Annotated in this window: 17 protein-coding genes; 2 read left to right on the top strand and 15 right to left on the bottom strand. The window is 44.6% G+C overall.

The window, feature by feature from the left end; all coding sequences use genetic code 11:
- Positions 1-22: 22 nt before the first annotated feature.
- The 11 genes from KSP24_RS06335 to metH all read right to left on the bottom strand — a co-directional run bounded on the left by KSP24_RS06335 (position 23) and on the right by metH (position 12,786).
- Entirely contained in the window at positions 23-1,000 is a 978-nt protein-coding gene (locus KSP24_RS06335; RefSeq protein ID WP_216974741.1) for an SAF domain-containing protein, read from the bottom strand.
- 44 nt (positions 1,001-1,044) lie between these two features.
- The gene (locus tag KSP24_RS06340) at positions 1,045-2,538 is read right to left on the bottom strand and encodes a serine/threonine protein kinase (RefSeq protein ID WP_216974742.1); all 1,494 of its coding nucleotides are present in this window, start codon (positions 2,536-2,538) and stop codon (positions 1,045-1,047) included.
- 180 nt (positions 2,539-2,718) lie between these two features.
- On the bottom strand, positions 2,719-3,777 hold the full coding sequence (locus tag KSP24_RS06345) for a 23S rRNA (cytidine(2498)-2'-O)-methyltransferase RlmM (RefSeq protein WP_090739187.1): 1,059 nt from the start codon (positions 3,775-3,777) through the stop codon (positions 2,719-2,721).
- 22 nt (positions 3,778-3,799) lie between these two features.
- Positions 3,800-4,573, bottom strand: coding sequence for an ABC transporter ATP-binding protein (locus tag KSP24_RS06350; RefSeq protein ID WP_216974743.1), 774 nt, complete (start codon positions 4,571-4,573; stop codon positions 3,800-3,802).
- On the bottom strand, positions 4,570-4,884 hold the full coding sequence (locus KSP24_RS06355) for a thioredoxin family protein (RefSeq protein WP_216974744.1): 315 nt from the start codon (positions 4,882-4,884) through the stop codon (positions 4,570-4,572). Before KSP24_RS06355 ends, KSP24_RS06350 begins: the two co-directional genes overlap by 4 nt.
- A complete protein-coding gene (locus tag KSP24_RS06360) occupies positions 4,881-5,219 on the bottom strand; it encodes a cyclic-phosphate processing receiver domain-containing protein (RefSeq protein ID WP_058829642.1) in 339 nt (112 codons plus the stop codon). The genes KSP24_RS06355 and KSP24_RS06360 overlap by 4 nt, the downstream gene beginning before the upstream one ends.
- Positions 5,220-5,294: 75 nt before the next feature.
- On the bottom strand, positions 5,295-6,143 hold the full coding sequence (locus tag KSP24_RS06365) for a deoxyribonuclease IV (RefSeq protein WP_216974745.1): 849 nt from the start codon (positions 6,141-6,143) through the stop codon (positions 5,295-5,297).
- Complete coding sequence (locus tag KSP24_RS06370; protein WP_013371485.1) at positions 6,133-6,951, bottom strand: Fpg/Nei family DNA glycosylase; 819 nt, start codon at positions 6,949-6,951, stop codon at positions 6,133-6,135. The genes KSP24_RS06365 and KSP24_RS06370 overlap by 11 nt, the downstream gene beginning before the upstream one ends.
- Before the next feature lie 66 nt (positions 6,952-7,017).
- On the bottom strand, positions 7,018-7,845 hold the full coding sequence (locus KSP24_RS06375) for a TIGR01457 family HAD-type hydrolase (protein WP_216974746.1): 828 nt from the start codon (positions 7,843-7,845) through the stop codon (positions 7,018-7,020).
- 485 nt (positions 7,846-8,330) lie between these two features.
- Positions 8,331-9,263, bottom strand: a complete 933-nt coding sequence (gene rnz, locus KSP24_RS06380) for a ribonuclease Z (RefSeq protein WP_040103578.1) — start codon at positions 9,261-9,263, stop codon at positions 8,331-8,333.
- A gap of 79 nt (positions 9,264-9,342) precedes the next feature.
- Positions 9,343-12,786: a methionine synthase gene (metH, locus tag KSP24_RS06385; protein ID WP_216974747.1), complete on the bottom strand. Its 3,444-nt coding sequence runs from the start codon at positions 12,784-12,786 to the stop codon at positions 9,343-9,345.
- Between the two features lie 281 nt (positions 12,787-13,067).
- Here metH and KSP24_RS06390 point away from each other — a divergent pair, with 281 nt between their 5' ends.
- Complete coding sequence (locus KSP24_RS06390; RefSeq protein ID WP_216974748.1) at positions 13,068-13,610, top strand: 1,2-dihydroxy-3-keto-5-methylthiopentene dioxygenase; 543 nt, start codon at positions 13,068-13,070, stop codon at positions 13,608-13,610.
- 98 nt (positions 13,611-13,708) lie between these two features.
- Here the strand turns inward: KSP24_RS06390 and KSP24_RS06395 are convergent, their stop codons facing one another.
- From KSP24_RS06395 to KSP24_RS06410, 4 genes are all read right to left on the bottom strand, one after another.
- Positions 13,709-14,503, bottom strand: a complete 795-nt coding sequence (locus KSP24_RS06395) for an HAD family hydrolase (RefSeq protein ID WP_216974914.1) — start codon at positions 14,501-14,503, stop codon at positions 13,709-13,711.
- A 157-nt stretch (positions 14,504-14,660) separates the two neighbouring features.
- On the bottom strand, positions 14,661-15,170 hold the full coding sequence (locus KSP24_RS06400) for a hypothetical protein (RefSeq protein WP_013371492.1): 510 nt from the start codon (positions 15,168-15,170) through the stop codon (positions 14,661-14,663).
- A gap of 115 nt (positions 15,171-15,285) precedes the next feature.
- Complete coding sequence (locus KSP24_RS06405; protein ID WP_016821948.1) at positions 15,286-15,492, bottom strand: DUF896 domain-containing protein; 207 nt, start codon at positions 15,490-15,492, stop codon at positions 15,286-15,288.
- Between the two features lie 108 nt (positions 15,493-15,600).
- Positions 15,601-15,969 carry a LysM peptidoglycan-binding domain-containing protein gene (locus KSP24_RS06410; RefSeq protein WP_216974749.1) on the bottom strand — a complete coding sequence of 123 codons (369 nt, stop codon included), beginning with the start codon at positions 15,967-15,969 and terminating at the stop codon, positions 15,601-15,603.
- 189 nt (positions 15,970-16,158) lie between these two features.
- Here KSP24_RS06410 and lexA point away from each other — a divergent pair, with 189 nt between their 5' ends.
- Positions 16,159-16,785 carry a transcriptional repressor LexA gene (lexA, locus tag KSP24_RS06415; protein WP_013310545.1) on the top strand — a complete coding sequence of 209 codons (627 nt, stop codon included), beginning with the start codon at positions 16,159-16,161 and terminating at the stop codon, positions 16,783-16,785.
- The last annotated feature ends 362 nt before the right edge of the window (positions 16,786-17,147 follow it).

The following is a 17,147-nucleotide window of genomic DNA, read 5'->3' on the forward strand; positions in this document are numbered from 1 at the left end:
ACTTCCGTTCCTTTTCTCTCATTTATTTGGCATACGGATCAGAGCTGCCGCCCTGCGTTAGAATCTTCGTTTGTTCTTTGTGATCCTGTTCCTCACTCCCTGTATCATCAATTCCGCTTGCTGCATCTTCAATAGCTGTGCCCGCATGCTGAGCTGCAACCTCCTCACTTAGAACTCTTTCCACAGGTGTTGAAATCACATTGTTTGATGAACCAATCGCATTTTCTAGAGAATCTCGTAGCTGCTTGGACAGTTTTTGTTCAGCAACACGGACTAAATTCGGATCACTATTCATTAACGCTAACACCTGCTCATTAGGCGGGTAGGTCGGGATTGCCTTGGGCTGAAATTGGGGATCTACATATGTCAGAGCATAGATGGATGCTTTATGCAGATAGGCATCTACAATAGCACTCGAAAGCGATAGTATTTCCTGCTCATTCATAGTAACCCATACGATTGGGCCTTCCAGCCGGGAAATCTTCTTTTTGGATAATAGAATGTAATCCTGACCTGTTGGAAATTGAATGCGGATATCTACTTCGTCCCCTGACTTCAGGCTGCTGGGCAGTACCACCACTTTTAACTCACGGCTGCGTAGATCCTTAGGTGTAGGTTCATTAGCAGTAATCATAGCAGATGTAAGCACAGATCCTTTTTTTAGTTCTATCTTGGCTGTGGTGCCGGAAACTTCATTTTTATTTGCCAATAAATTTGACGGGGCTTGAGAACCAGGAACCTTAATTCCCTTCAAATCATTAGATGTAATCTGCTCGCCTGGTGAAATGTCACGAACAACCGCCCAGCCTGTTTTCGCGGTCCGTTGTTCTTGTTCATACAGTCTCCATTTCTGCTCTGCCTCCACCTCTGCCTGTTTCCTGATCTCACTCATTTGATGGGTATTCAGTATAAGGTAGCTCACAAAGATCATGCCTACAATTCCCGCGCCAATACAACCTGCGGATAGTTTTTGTTTGCTACTTTTTCTTAGCTTGGACACACAGCTTCTCCCCTACCTCTTTTGATATATACATGTCTATTTATTTAGTGCTGCCGTTTAAGGAATCCGAAACGTTTTTTCCGGGTGTCTGTAATGACTCCACGAAAAAGCTCATCCAATACCTGATCCATTTCATCATCCTGTTCGAAGGGGTCTGAGTGGAACGGCAGCGCAAATACTTTATCGTGTTCTAGCTCCTTTCGTAACCTGCGGACAGCCTCCGAGGATGCCAATGGCAAGCAGTAATTCCATTTATGTTGCGGAAGACGCTGAAGAGATCGGGCTAAGCCCGTTATATCCTGAACTCTCCATTCGGCTCCTGAGCCAACAACTAGCGGGTAATCAGCTCTCAGAAATTCTTCCAGTCGTTCATTGTCCTGCCCATTCCCCAAGTCCAGTACGATAAATCTGTAGGAGCCGCCCAGCAAAGAAATGACATCCGCACGAGATGTTTGCCGCCAATAATGGACTCCATCGACTTCAAAACGCCGACTTGAACTCGCTTGTCCAACAGGTATGCCTTCCACGACTTCTTGCAGTCGGGCGAATGCCTTAGCTGTACTATGTAGCTCAACCAAGGCTACAGAGTGGGTCCTTCGAGCCAAGTAGTGGCTCACCGCAATTGCTGTGTGCGTAGCACCGGAGCCGGAAGACACGCCCAGCACAGCTACTACCCTTGTTCCAGCATAATCCATTGAAGCATTACTCATAGATTTTCCTGGTTGAGCAGACTGAAAATCAGCACTGCGCCTCAGTTCTCCAATGACCTCCTCAGCAGACTGAAATCGTTCCTCAGGATGATCCCGCAGCAGCTTTCGAATTATCGGAATCAAATGTCGAGGCAATTCCCCACGAATATACCCTTCAACTCCTGCAGTCCACTCGCTATATTTACCACCTGTACATAGATACAATAGTAACGCCCCCAGACTGTACAGGTCCGAACGAGCATCCGTCTGTCCTGTTCCATATTGCTCTGGGGCAGCGAAGCCTACTGTGCCCAGCTTTATCGTATCCTGATCCAGCTCGGACTTATAACTCCTCGCTATCCCAAAATCGATCAGCTTAAATTCCATTTCTGGTGTCAGCATAATATTCGCCGGCTTGAGGTCCCGATAAATGACTGGTAATTGACGGGTATGCAAATAATCAAGTACATCCAATACCTGCAGAGCGAGTGGAATGATTTGTTCCTGTGGTATATAGCCTTGGTATCCCCTCATGTATGCTTCCAGCGTAATTCCTTCGATGTAGTCCATAACCAGATATACCGCACCAGATGGAGGATACTCAAAAAAATCAACAATTCTCGGTAAACGTGGATGGCTTAGCGAAATCAACATTTCGGCTTCCGTCCGTACAATCTTCATTATTTTTGGATCGGCAATCGACTCCTTCACCGCCCAATGCTTGCCCGGCAGCTTTAAATCTTCGGCCATGAACACGCGGCTCATGCCTCCCGAACCTAACGTGCGAATTATTCGGTAACGCTCACCGACAATTGACCCGAACTCTAATCGTGATGGTTGATTCATCATTCTCTTACCTCCCTTCTAAAAGCAGACAACGCAAAAAAGGGAAAGCCACCGCAAAATGAAGTCTTCATGCTGACATGAAAACAATTTTCGCGGGATGCTTTCCCTTGATTTAACACAATTATTTTTTTAAAGGAACAATTTGGCTTTATTATATAGCACACCTGTATCTATTGTAAAGAATTATTTTCCATACTTGATCATATACAGGGTAATCTCATCTCGGTTATGGAAAAGCTGCTTAGCTCGCTGAATCTGCATGCCGGACTCCTCGAATGAAGCAATCACATCATGAATGAGCGCCAAGGGCTTTTTATGCATTAGCTTGACTGTTACGATAGCAGTACCACCACTCCGCAAACTATATAGTAAATCAGTAACGAGCCTTGCCATCTGTTTTGGGCTCCAGCTCATATCACAAACCAGCAGATCGAACGAATTTTCTTTAAATTTGACTTCACTTGCATTTTTACGCAAAAACGTCAGATTGGCGTACTTCATCAGCGATGGCTCCATCTTGGCCGGATCAACCGCTGTAACTTTCAGTCCACGCTCCAGCAAAAAGGAAGTCCATCCACCCGGTGCTGCCCCAATATCTAGTCCCTGATGGAAAGCGCTAAAATCAATACCGAACGTTGCTTCTGCTTCCAGTAGCTTGAATTTGGCACGAGAGATCTGTCCGTCTTCCTTCTGAAAACGAACTGCACCTCCACTCCAATCCGATAGGTTGTCCTGAGGATGTGATACGCCTGCGTACCACGTATCCGTATCTGCAAAAACGGAAACAATAACATCAGCGCCTTGTACCACCAACTCCATAGGTAGATCACTTAATTGTTCACTCAAAGCCAACTTGAGCGCACCTGCGCTTTCAGTCCAACTGCTATTAGTTCCTTTGCGTACTTGCAAAGAAACACGTTGATCTATCAGTTCCCTGCGGTTACGGATAAATGCAACCAGACGCTCTTGCACTTGAACCAGATCCGTTCCTTCCTCCTGAAAATGAACAGGAAACAAGTGGCGAAGAAACATTGGTGGCTGGCCTGTAATCGTCCTCACTGTTTCAATTTCTCCCGCGGGTAGTGTTGCTAAAAAAATTTCACCAGGTAGAAGCATTGTACTTTTTACAGACCCAAATAATCTTCTAAGCTCCTCTTGAGCATAGGGTGCAAAACCATGATTGGCCGTACAAACAAATCTTGATGATGACAAAGCGCATTCACTCTGTTCATCTGTATTCATGTATAGTTCTTCCAAAATAACGTTACCCTCCAGTGCACACCCGAATCCAGGGACGTTCACCATCCCATTCCAGCTCAACTGGAACTTCATAAGTGTGCATAATCAATTCTTTCGTTAAAACTTCTTTTTTCGATCCAGCAGCTGCGACTTTGCCATCCCGAATCAACGCAACATGCGTAAAAAGAGGGACAATCTCCTCAATGTGATGAGTTACATAGACCACTGATAAGTCTCGCTTGCGAAGCCGATCAATCTCGACCAACATCTTTTCCCGTTCAAATAAGTCCAATCCGGCACAAGGCTCATCCATAATCAGCAGACGAGGTTCAGCCATCAGCGAGCGGGCCAGCATTACCTTTTTACGTTCTCCTTGCGATAATGTGCCCAACGGGTGATGAATCAGATCGCCTAAATTCATACCCTCCAGAAGAGATACGGCTTTTTCTTTTGCCTCCGCCGGAATCTCCTGATAAAAACGCAAAAAAGCATACGCACCTGTAGCCACCACTTCCCAAACGGGATCTTTTAGCGCCAGCTTTTCCAGTAATGTCTGGCTAATGTATCCGATCTGCTTGCGAACTTCCCGCACATCACATTGACCATACGTTTGCCCAAGCACCTCAATCGTACCACGACTTGGAAACATATACCCTGTCATCATTTCCAACAATGTTGTTTTGCCGGAACCATTTCGACCCAGAATAGCCCAATGTTCACCTTCTCGTATTTCGAGGCTTACATCGTCCAAGATACGTTTTTCTTCTCGCTGTAATGTAATGTTCTTCATGGATATCATTCCATCACGCTCCTTATCCTGCTCAGCAAGTGTCCTACAGATTCCATTTTGTAGATGATTTCAGGATTTTTGTTTTCACCATTATATATAAGAAGCGCGGGGACGCTGGAAATCCGATACTCCTGAACCAGTTCAGGAATATAGTTAATGTTGCTCTGCACCACTGCTCCTTCGGGGAGCAAATGCTCTGCTACCTCTAACATTCTACGGGCAGCCTCGCATGTTCCGCACATGGGAGTGTATACAAACAAAGCCAGCTTGCATCCCTCCCATATGGCACGGCGTGCTTCTTTTTGTCTGATCTCTTTCATCGCTTAGACTCGTTTAGGATCTCTTGCATACGCACCTCAGGAATCGGCCCGTTATGCACAGTGACTCCCTCCGGCTTATTCGCATAAAGCAGCTCATACATGGCTCGCCGCCCCTGCGGACTAGAGGAATGCAAGTAAATTTCACGCGGATATAACTGTTTACTTGCAATAGCAGCAGCTACATCCTTTCCCGTCGGTTGGCCTGGACCCAAATCATAATCTAACGACAGGATCGATATAGGGTATTCATGAAGCAGAAGCAGACACTCATCCGCGTCCCTTGCCAGTTTAAAACCTGGAGGACAAGGTCGATAATCGTCCATAAACAAATACACCAACTTCTCCTCCTTCTTCCCAAAAAAGTAAGCTTACACCATTCTCTAAGATCACTATTATCTATTTAAAATAAATCACTCCCAGCTTTGAATCATTTGAATGTCCTCCTGATGTGTCCCATCAGGTCCCGCCTCACTCTCCAATACGACGGGAATACCTCTTACAGCTTCTTGTTCTGTTATCCAGCGCATGCCCTCAGTACCAATGAAACCTTGCCCCACGCGCGCATGTCTGTCTTTTTTAGAGCCGTACGGGTATTTGGAATCATTCAAATGAACTCCGCACAGTGCTGGCCAATAGCCGAGACGGTCCCCTTTTTCAAGCAAAGCCTCGTCCATTCCACCGTTCCACAATCCTGCTGCATACGCATGACAAGTATCCAGGCAAAATCCGATGCTGCCAGGATCTCGACACAACTGGCGAATTTGAACCATTTCCTCCAGCGTGGTTCCCATGGGACCATGATCCCCAGCCTGATTCTCAATTAATATTTTTGCATTTCCCTGCCAGCCTTCCAGCACATCATTCAGACAGTTAATAATATTACGATAGCCCTCCAGCGGGTCTGACGAATGCATATGTCCAAAATGAACAACTATCCCCTTCGATCCACAGGCTTCAGCAATATCCAGATCATTGCGTAATGAAGCAACCATCAGTTCATAAAGTTCCTGACCGCGTTCGCGACCATGAGCTGGATTCACGGGATATGGCGAATGAGCAATAGATTGAAGCTGGTGCTCTGAGCAGTAGGTTTTACAAGCAGCAGCATCTATGGAACTCCATTCCTTCAGCTTGAGACTACGAGGATTTTTCGGAAAATATTGAAATGAACGTCCTCCCTGCTCTCGTGCACGTATAGCAGCTTTGGAAAAGCCACCACGCGTACTCACGTGAGAGCCGATAAGCAATTTAGGCATCATGCTGCTGCACCGGGCAATAAAATGCTTTTTTTCCCGCCAGCTCGACTCTTACAATTTTCCCACCGCTTGGAGATTCTTCTCCTTCACGGTCATATACTCGACACTGATGATCAAAGCCACCTGTTAGCGTGTCTCCCTCCATTAGAGGCATTTCCATATAACCGCCCTCCGCAGTAGCTTCACGAAGTACGGATTGAGTAGCATGATATAGCTTTTCCACTTTTTCTGGAGACTGCACAATATTTTGTACCTTGGAACCCGGTGTAAATCCGGCGATATAAGCAATTTCGTCCGAATAGCAGTTTCCAATTCCCGAAAAAACCTGCTGATTTACCAGTGTTGTTTTCAAAATTCCCCGTCGTCCTTTTAGACGTGCTGTAAAATTCTCCAACGTCATACGACGGTCTAACGGATCTGGCCCCAGGTCTGACAAAGCTTCATCTGTTTCTTTAGCCGTCAGCAAGTGCAGATAACCTAAGCGCAGTCCGATAAAATAAAGCTTCACTCCGCTAAAATCCAATTCGATCTGAATCGTACGGTCTGGACGTTGCTCCTCCGTTCCCAGATACAACAGTCCTCCCAACATTAGATGAAGCACAAGTCGTTTACCCGTGTTTAAATGAAAAATCAAATGCTTACCCCGACGCTCTAAATATACAACGGTTGCACCCAGCAATTGCTTCTTAAAGGTTTCCACTTCAGTATTAATGGACTTTTCGCGGCTAACCGTCACTCCAGTAATCGGAATGTCCAAAATTTGTTTTGACAATAAGATTCTGTAGTTTTCCATTTCAGGAAGTTCCGGCATATCAACATCTTTCCCTTCGTAGCTACATAGCTTTTAATTCTCGCAAATTTCTAAAACATATATTTTTTATGACTTCAGCTCTTCTTTCATCCATTCCTGCAGTTCGTCCAAATTTTCAAACATCAGGTCAGGTTTCACTCCAACGGCACGAATATGTTCATCCATATTAGCGCGAGTCGTCACGCCTGACAGAATCAAAGCTGTCTTACAACCTGCTGCTGCACCTGCCGCAATATCTGTAAGCATATTATCGCCCACAACCAGAGCTTCATCCGCTCTAATGTTCAAGCGATTCAGTGCATAATTCATTAGCACGCTTGAAGGCTTGCCGATGACGATCGGTTTGACCTGTGAAGCAGCTTCAATGGCAGCTCCAATTGTACCTGCACCTGGTGTAAGTCCGTCATGCGAAGGCAATTGTAGATCCGGATTTGTCAAAATAAATGTGGCTCCCTCACGAATCCAACGCATGGCAGCTGCCAGCGTTTCATATGTAAATTGACGATCTATCCCCTGTACCACATAATCAGGATGGTTCTGAACAAGCTGCAAGCCAGCCCCCGTGAGTGCCTCGCGTAATCCCGTTTCACCAATACAATATACATGAGCTCCAGGGCTTTGCTGTGCAACATATTGTGCAGCTGCTAACGCTGAAGTATATACTTCATGACTAGCTGCTTCAATTCCCATACCAATCAAATGCTCAGCCACCGATTCGGGTGTACGTGAAGCATTGTTTGTGACATATGCATAAGGTATCTGCTCTGAGCGTAATCGGGAAATGAACAGATCCGCACCCTTGATCATCCGATTACCATGATAAAGGGTTCCATCCAGATCAATTAGTAACGATTTTATCGTAAACCCCTCCCCCACTTCAATTTCATACATCATAACCTTGAAAATAATAATTCACCCCATGAATGGTGTTCTCCTTTTTATTTAACCACCTGAATGACTCAGGTCATTAAATAATCGGTCATTTCCACTCATCTCATCTATCTTAAGTCAAAAATGCTCATGAAGTCCATGAATTGCTGGTAAACCATCCAAAATAGCGTCAACCCTCGCTAAAAGCCGTCGCTTCCCCATAGCATAAGATCATTTCTTCGTCGAATTCCATCGAAGATGCTACGTCTTCAAAGAAAACTTCCTGTATTTTCTGGGCATACTCAAGCAACTAAATCCTTTAAATTCGATATATAGAAACTCAAATATGACATACCTCCATATGTGGTAGAACAATTTTATTCATCCTCATACTGATACGTCTCACCTCTTGTCGCATCCTGCGCTTTCCCGGAAAATAATTTCTAGTGAAAAAGAAAAGCACCGGAGCAAGCCCCGGCACCTAAGCACATACCTTTCTCTCCAATCGTTTATTGACCGATATCAGGTACCGGTAACAACACATGCTGCTCCGCAAGCAATGAATTGGGGAATAGGCTTCGCGCTTCCTCCAGCAAAGGCTGAAGCTGCTCTTGATCTTTATACCTAGAACTAAAATGCGTCATAATTAACTGCCCCGCGCCTGCGGCTTTGGCAGCTTCCGCTGCCTGAAGCGCCGTACTATGATGATACTCGTACGCCGTATCCGCCAGATCATGCAGAAATGTGGCTTCATGAACGACGACAGTTGCATCTCGTGCCAGCACTACTGTATTCGGACAGGGTCTCGTGTCACCTAAAATAGTGACGATCCGCCCTTTTTTAGGTGAACCCAATACATCCTGAGGATTCAGAATAACTCCACCCTCTACTTCCACACTTTCTCCACGCTTTAATTTACCGTACACTGGGCCAGGCTTGATCCCGTATCGCTCCAACAGTTCTTGGTTGAGCTTACCGGGCTTATCCATCTCTACAATTCGGTAGCCATAACTGTCGATCCGATGATCCAGCAAAGCGGATTCCACCCGAAATTGACCATCATCGAACAGGACCCCGCCCGTATGCTCCACAATATGTAGTTGGTAATTGATACGAGATTGGCTGATCCCTAAAGATAGCTCAATATATTGTTGAAGCCCAGGCGGTCCATATACAGTCAGAGGTGCCGTACCCCCCTGATATGCCCTACTCGACAAAAGGCCCGGCAGACCAAAAAGATGATCCCCATGCAAATGAGTGATAAATATTTTTTCAAGTCTGCTCAGCTTGAGCGGCGAACGCAATACTTCCTGTTGAGTGCCTTCACCGCAGTCAAACAACCACATGCTTCTTCGTTCCTCCAGTAAACGAAGAGCAATGGATGTTACATTTCGCTGAATTGTAGGTACCCCTGCATTTGTACCGAGAAAATATAATTCCATGACATTTACCTTCTTCCTGCTGACCAGCAAAAAACCTCCGAAGCTCGGAGGGTATTTGCTATCCCATCTGATAAAGGTGTTAAACCTTTTCGACGTTAAAATACTGCGCCTGAGGGTGGCTGAACACCATGGCTGATACTGAAGCCTCCGGTTCCATCATAAACCCTTCTGTTAGTTCAACGCCAATGTCCTCAGGTTTTAACAATTGGAACAACGGTCCCTGATCCTCCAGATCCGGACATGCCGGATAGCCAAAGGATACCCGAATACCTTGATATCTGGCTCCGTGCCGCTGTTTCATCGTCATATCGGCAGGATCCGGGAAACCCCAGCTATCCCTGATAATATGGTGAAGCCGTTCTGCTAGTCCTTCTGCCACTTCGAGCGCTACCGCTTGAAGTGCATGTGAGCGCAGATAATCTCCTTTTTCTTTCCACTGGGTAGATAGCTTCTGTATACCATGACCAGCGGTAACAACCATGAAACCTACATAGTCCATAACCCCTGATTCCACAGATTTCAAAAAATCAGCCAGACATAGATAAGGCTCTACCTGCTGACGTGGAAACGTAAATGTGTGCAGTACTTTACTTACATCCGACGGATCATAGATTAGAATTTGGTTTCCTTGGGACTGAGCCGGGAAGAACCGATACATAGCACTCGCCTTAATAATTCCGTCTGTAACAGCTTCAAACATGATGCTGTCCACGGTTTCCTTCAACTGAATCGCTTTCGGGTCCCCCGAAGCTAGCAGTTGCTCTACATTCCCTTTTAAGCCAAGATGATGTCCCATCAGCATCTGCATATTCACATAAGGCAGAATATAGTTCAGTGGGTAGTTACGCAGTACATGGCGATCCGTATCCGGTGGGATATAGACGGGCAAATCCTGAGCAATGTTAGAGCGTACAGCCCGAGTTAGCTTAGGGAGCGGCTTGGCTTCCACAACTGTTGCCGCTTCTGCCTCTTGCTCAGCCTTCATGTCCTCGGCCATTTTTTTACGGGACTCAGGGTCCATAAGCTTATTGGCAATATCCAGACCATCCATAGCATCTTTCGCGTAGGCTACCAGTCCATCATATTCAGGACGAATACGATTTTTAGTAAACTTACGCGTTAAGGCAGCTCCACCAACCATTATTGGAATATCAATGTTCGCATTTTTCAAATCCTGCGCGGTTAGCACCATTTGTTGTGCCGATTTAACAAGCAGACCGGACAGGCCGATCATGTCAGCCTTTTCTTCACGATAAGCCTCAATGATGCGTTCTGGTGGTACTTTTATACCCAGATTTACAATATGGTAACCATTATTGGATAGAATAATCTCCACCAGATTTTTACCTATATCATGCACATCACCTTTGACCGTAGCCAACAAAATCTTACCTTTTACCGAGGATTCATTCTTCTCCATGAACGGCTCTAAATAAGCCACGGATGCTTTCATTACTTCAGCGCTTTGCAGAACCTCCGCAACAATCAGCTCGTTGTTGTTAAACAGACGTCCTACTTCTTCCATCCCTTTCATTAGCGGTCCGTTAATAATCTCCAGAGAAGAATATTTGGCGAGAGCTTGCTCCAGATCGGGGATCAGTCCCTCCTTACTTCCCTCCACTACATAGGAAGCCAGCCGTTCTTCGAGCGAAAGGTTTGATATCTTCTCTTTTTTCTCCACTTTCTTGTTACGAAAAGCTGCTACAAATGCAGATAAAGTATCGTCATTTGTATTATAGATCAGATCTTCCGCCAATTTCCGTTCATGCTCGGGGATAGATGCATAGCGTTCAAGCTTCTCTGTATTTACAATTGCATAATCCAGTCCCGCTTTGGTGCATTCATACAAATAGACAGAATTGAGCACTTCACGACCCGCTTCCGGTAAACCAAAGGATACGTTACTGATGCCCAATATGGTATGAACCCCAGGAAGGGCTTCTTTAATGATACGTATGCCCTCAATCGTTTCCTTAGCCGAACCGATATATTGTTCATCCCCTGTTCCTACTGGGAATACGAGAGTATCAAAAATGATATCCTCCGCTGCCAGACCGTAACGGTTCACCAACAGATCATAAGAACGTTTAGCTACCTCAAGCTTATCCTCACGCGCAATTGCCTGTCCACGTTCATCAATCGTTCCGACAACAACAGCAGCGCCGTATTTATGAATAATAGGAGCCATTTTCTCAAATTTTTCTTCACCATCCTCCAAATTAATGGAATTAATAATTGCCTTACCTTGCGAATATTGAAGTGCTTTATCGATAACTTTAATATCCGTGGTATCAATCACCAATGGTACTTTCACCTTGTTTACAACCAGTTTCAAGAACGCTTCCATATCAATCATTTCATCCCGGTCCGGATCTTGCACACAAATATCAATGACATGTGCTCCGCTTTTTACCTGAGCGCGGGCAATTTCAGACGCCTCTTCATATTTGCCTTCTACGATCAAACGCTTGAATTTCCGGGAACCAAGAACATTTGTTCGCTCACCAACCATATACGGACGATTATCCTGTTCAATATATACTGGCTCAATGCCTGATACGGCAGGAGGATGATGATGACCTACGAGCTGGCGAGGCTCAAACTGCGCCATACTTTCACTCATTACTCTTATATGCTCTGGTGTAGTACCGCAACAGCCTCCTGCAATATTCAACCAGCCTTTTTCAGCGAAAGCAGCCATTTTACGAGCTAATGAATCCGGCGATTCATGGTATTGACCATTTTCATCGGGCAAGCCCGCATTTGGATAACAACTAATAGCTGCAGAGGACATTTCAGACAAAGAACGAATATGATCACGCATAAACTCTGGACCTGTAGCACAATTCAGTCCAATCGAGATTGGGTTTAAATGTTCGAGTGATATGCAGAAGGATTCGATATTTTGTCCGGCCAACGTTGTTCCCATCGGTTCAATCGTGCCAGAAATCATTAACGGAAGCTCAATCCCTGTCTGCTCAAAAGCCTGACGAATTCCAATGCTGCCTGCCTTAACGTTAAGCGTATCCTGTGAGGTCTCCAACAGAAGAACATCCACCCCGCCTTCAATAAGCGCCAAAGCCTGCTCCTGATAGCTTTCAATCAGCTCTACAAATGTAACACCGCCTGTGACAGACAAGGTTTTCGTGGTTGGACCCATAGCTCCTACAACAAAACGAGGCTTGTCCGCAGTGCTGTATTTATCCACCGCGTTACGTGCCAGTTTGGCCGCCACCAGATTAATTTCACGGGCACGTTCTGGTATATCGTAATCCGCCAAAACGACGGATGTTGCTCCAAATGTATTCGTTTCAATCAGGTCTGCCCCGGCCTCCAAGTATGCTTCATGAATCCCTTGAATGACATCCGGTCTCGTTAAGACCAACATCTCGTTGCAGCCTTCCAACTCTTCTCCACCAAAATCAGCGGGAGAAAGGTCTTCCTGCTGAATCATAGTACCCATAGCCCCATCAAGAAGGAGTATTCTTCGTTGTAACGCATCCTGCAAGCTAACTTTATCCAAAATTTCTTCACCCCCGCAAAACGTTAAATCCTAGTTTAGCAGAAACCGTATCATTTAGATAGATTGAAGTAAAAACATACGTTTTATGCAGGCTATTCTTCTTCATAAACGACTTAGCTGATCTATTTTTGTAGTATGCATCGTTATAGACGAACGTCTTTAAACTGTATCGTTTAGCTATAGTCGTTCCCATATAAATGTTTCAGCCTGTATTGTGCAACTGGATAAGACATGGTATTCTTTATACAACATTAATCCAAGTGGAAAAGAGGGATTTATACATGGCAGAAATTTTTATACGCAATACGAATGAGCGAATTAGTGGTGAAGAACAGGTACGTGAATTTTTGGAGAGCCACCAGGTATTGTATGAACACTGGGATGCCTCCAAGCTGCCAAGGGAGCTGCAAGAAAACTTTACTCTGACAGATGATCAAAAAGCCGCTGTTCTTAAAACATTTGAACCTGAAATCAAGGATTTAGCCGCACGTCGTGGATATAAAATATGGGACGTTATCACCTTATCTGAAGCAACGCCGAATCTGGAGGAGCTGCTGGCCAAGTTCGAGCAAATTCACACCCATACCGAGGATGAGATCCGTGCCATTGTTGCTGGTAAAGGCATTTTCATCATTAAAGGCTCTGAAGAGATCGGCTATTTTAATGTAGAGCTTTCACCAGGTGACGTTATTTCCGTACCTGAAAATACACCTCACTTCTTCACTTTAATGGAAAATCAAAAGATCGTCGCAGTCCGCTTGTTCATCGAAGAAAATGGCTGGATTGCCGAACCGTTCGAAGATCCAACATTCACTACAGCATAATTAAGATCTATGGTGTCAATAAGAAAACTCCCTCTGCTCTGTAGCATATCGAGCGAAGGGAGTTTTCTTGATACTTGTTTTAGAAAACTGTAGATTTCTCACTTTAAAGATTGAATAATTCCATGCAACTCAAACAAATGCTTGATTTGGAACTTCGGCTTGATTTCTGTAGTATTGGTTTTATCGTTCCGATTCACCCACACCGAATGTACACCAGCTGCCAAAGCCCCTTGAATATCAGTCGTCAGCTTATCTCCTACCATTAAAGCTTGTCCAGGTTCAATTCCTAGAAGGCCCAAAGCATGCTGGAATATAGAAGGATCAGGCTTGCCCCGACCAAAAGAACCTGAAATAACAACATGATCAAAAAAAGGAGCCAATTGAGGAACTCCATCCAGCTTCTCCTGTTGTAGATCAGGGGAACCATTTGTCAGCAATAACAGCTTGTATTGCCCCTTCAATTGTTCCAGAATCTCAAACGTTTCTTCATATACATGTGGACGTGCACGTCTTTCCGAAGCAAATTGGGCAGCTAGCTTTTCCGCCAACTCCTCATTATATATCCCCAGTTGCTGAAGCCCTCTGCGCCATGATTCCTTACGATAAGCAGGAGCCAACTGTTCCAATTGGCGGAATTCAGGTTGCTCACCTGCTGTAAAATTCGCCCACAGTCCTTCAAACGGATTAATGCCAATCATTTGAGTAAAACTAAAGGTTTCATAGGACTCATACAAAGCGCGCGCTTCCTTGCGTACGGCTTCTTCCAGCGTTTTCGGATCAGCGCCTGTTTCTCGGGAGCCTGTTTGACACGCTGCATCAAATGCCTCTTCTACACTACGTTCATCCCACAGAAGGGTATCATCAAGATCAAACATTATCGCCTGAATCGTCATATGAATTATCCACTCTCTTTCCACTGTATATGTAAGATTGTCTGTTTGGTCACGAATCAGATCGTTATGTGTGCCCATATTAAGCAAGTGGCCGCACCATGTTATATGAAAAAATAACATCATACGGCCTTACTTACAGAGCTACAGGCTAAATCGGTTATTTCTTATCTACCTGTATCTGATTGGATAGTGCAAACTTTTCAAGACGCTCTGCGATGGCATCCGTATCGTAGCGTCCCAGTGATTTTGTAAAAATAAAATTACCGCCCTTCCCTTTTCTTTCAACGGTAACGTAACCCTTTTCAATTTTGATGGCTTTCATGTCCCCTGCCGTCATCGGCCGTTCTCTGCCACCTTTTAACATATAGAGGGTATCTTTTCCCACTTTTAAATAAGGACGGCGAATGAAGAAGATTACAGCCAGCATCAAGTACAAGCCAAATACCAGCCAGTCCATTCCCCGCATGCCGGTCTTAGTCAAAAAGTAACTCATAAGCATGTACAATACAGCAAGACCAGCCAGCATGATTGGCACAGTAATATTACGGCCACGGAAAATGTCCATTGCTGAACCTGCGCCGTTAATGGTTTGAATGCCTTGTTTCTTGCGCGTTTTATTTAAATGCGCTGTGTTTTTACGTACTTTTCTTTCAAATGATCGGGCCATCTCTCAATTCCCTTCCCAATAAATATTACATTAAAGCAACTGCCTTAAAGCTGATCTATATAGATACCAGGAAAGATACCTAAAACAAAGGCAAATGATGCAGGCTTTAGCGACATTAATGCTTCAGCCCGCCATTTCCCTTCGACGTATCATCGTCCACAAATTCAATGGTTTCAAGCTGCTGCCGAAAATTACGGCGAATGTTGCCTAAATAAATTTCCCGAAGGTTGGCGCGCTCTGTGGTTTCCTCTTCTGTCAATCCTTCGGCTTTTGCTTTGCGCGCTAATTCATTAATGCGCTGTACCAAGCTGTCTATATCCAAATTGTGTCCCCTCCATAAAAGCAAAGATATAATACACTTTGACATGTAGAAAAGAGCTTGTCAAGGCTCCCGCATTGCGCTCCTTGACAAGCTCTATAGTCTTATAGATCAGAAGTGTGGAAGCTTAAGCACCTGACCTGCCTGCACTCCCCGATCCTCCAAATCGTTAATACGCATAATTCCTTCAATATATACCCGTGTATCCATTCGTTCCGGTTTATGATTCACGGCAATCTTCCATAACGTATCTCCAGGTTGTACAGTCAGCTTAATCACCTCTTTATTAGAAACTGAAGGTGCTGCGAAAACCGTAAGTACACCTGCCCCTGCAACCCAAACGATAATTACTAGAATAAGAAGCTTGAGTAAAAGAGTATTGGTAATAACCTGTAACAAACGCACCTTACCCTCTTTTCGGGTCTCCTGTAAATTCTCTAAGTTCATCGGGAAAATACTTTGATAAGTGCTATATTTCATAATTGGCCGCGTCCTCCAAACGTTTGTTCTTATGTTTTTCACAATATAACACGAACGTTTGTTTTGTTCAATAGAAAACAGAACAAAAGTTCGTAAATATTTTTAGGGATTATTTAGAACTTATGTTTGTACGAACGGAGGTTCTATGCTATAATTTTCCCAAACGTTACTAAATGGGGTTGATACGGTATGTCTAAGATTTCGAGCCGCCAGCAGGCCATTCTTGAATTTATCCGCAATGAAGTGCGTCTAAAGGGATACCCCCCTTCTGTGCGCGAAATAGGCGAGGCAGTCGGATTGGCCTCCAGTTCTACGGTTCACGGTCATTTGGATCGTTTGGAGAAAAAAGGACTCATTCGCCGCGATCCTACGAAACCACGGGCTATTGAATTACTTGGTCAAGACGAATCGGATAACAGCAACTTGATTAATTACTCCATTAGTCGTGTTCCCGTCGTCGGCAAAGTAACCGCTGGTCTTCCTATTACGGCGACAGAAAATATTGAAGATTACTTTCCTCTTCCCCAACACTTTGTTGGTGAGGATAAAATATTCATGTTATCTGTTGTAGGCGAAAGCATGATTGAAGCTGGTATTGCTAACGGAGACTATGTAATCGTACGTCAGCAGCAGACAGCTGATAACGGAGACATTGTAGTAGCTATGACAGATGAAGACGAGGCAACAGTTAAAACCTTTTACAAAGAAAAAGATCATATCCGGCTTCAACCTGAAAATCCAGCCTTTGAACCGCTTCGCCTGACACACGTCAGCATATTGGGCAAGGTTGTTGGACTCTTCCGGGACTTCCACTGATTTATCGTGCTTTCTTCCCCGTTATACTACCACGAATATAAAACCGGCCGCCTAGGCGAGCCGGTTTTATATTGTTATTATGTTTACTATGTGTGTCTCACAACTATTCTTTCCTTTTCAGCAACCTATATTGTCTCTACTATTATATCCCCCCATTATCCGAAATAGTCCCCTCTGATCTTGAACTGTTTACTTTTATTAGCTAAACAAATGGAAATTTGACTCATGTGAACCTACTGTAGCCTTCCCCTATAACGTAAAGTTGGGAAGGCGAACGCAGGCTAGCATGAGTTTTTTTAAAAACATTTAGGAACATAGGTACTAGCTTCTTTTTGTCTTTAGTAGATTGATGCTGATACATT

The organism is Paenibacillus sp. AK121, assembly GCF_019042715.1.
GTDB classification, from domain to species: domain Bacteria; phylum Bacillota; class Bacilli; order Paenibacillales; family Paenibacillaceae; genus Paenibacillus; species Paenibacillus polymyxa_C.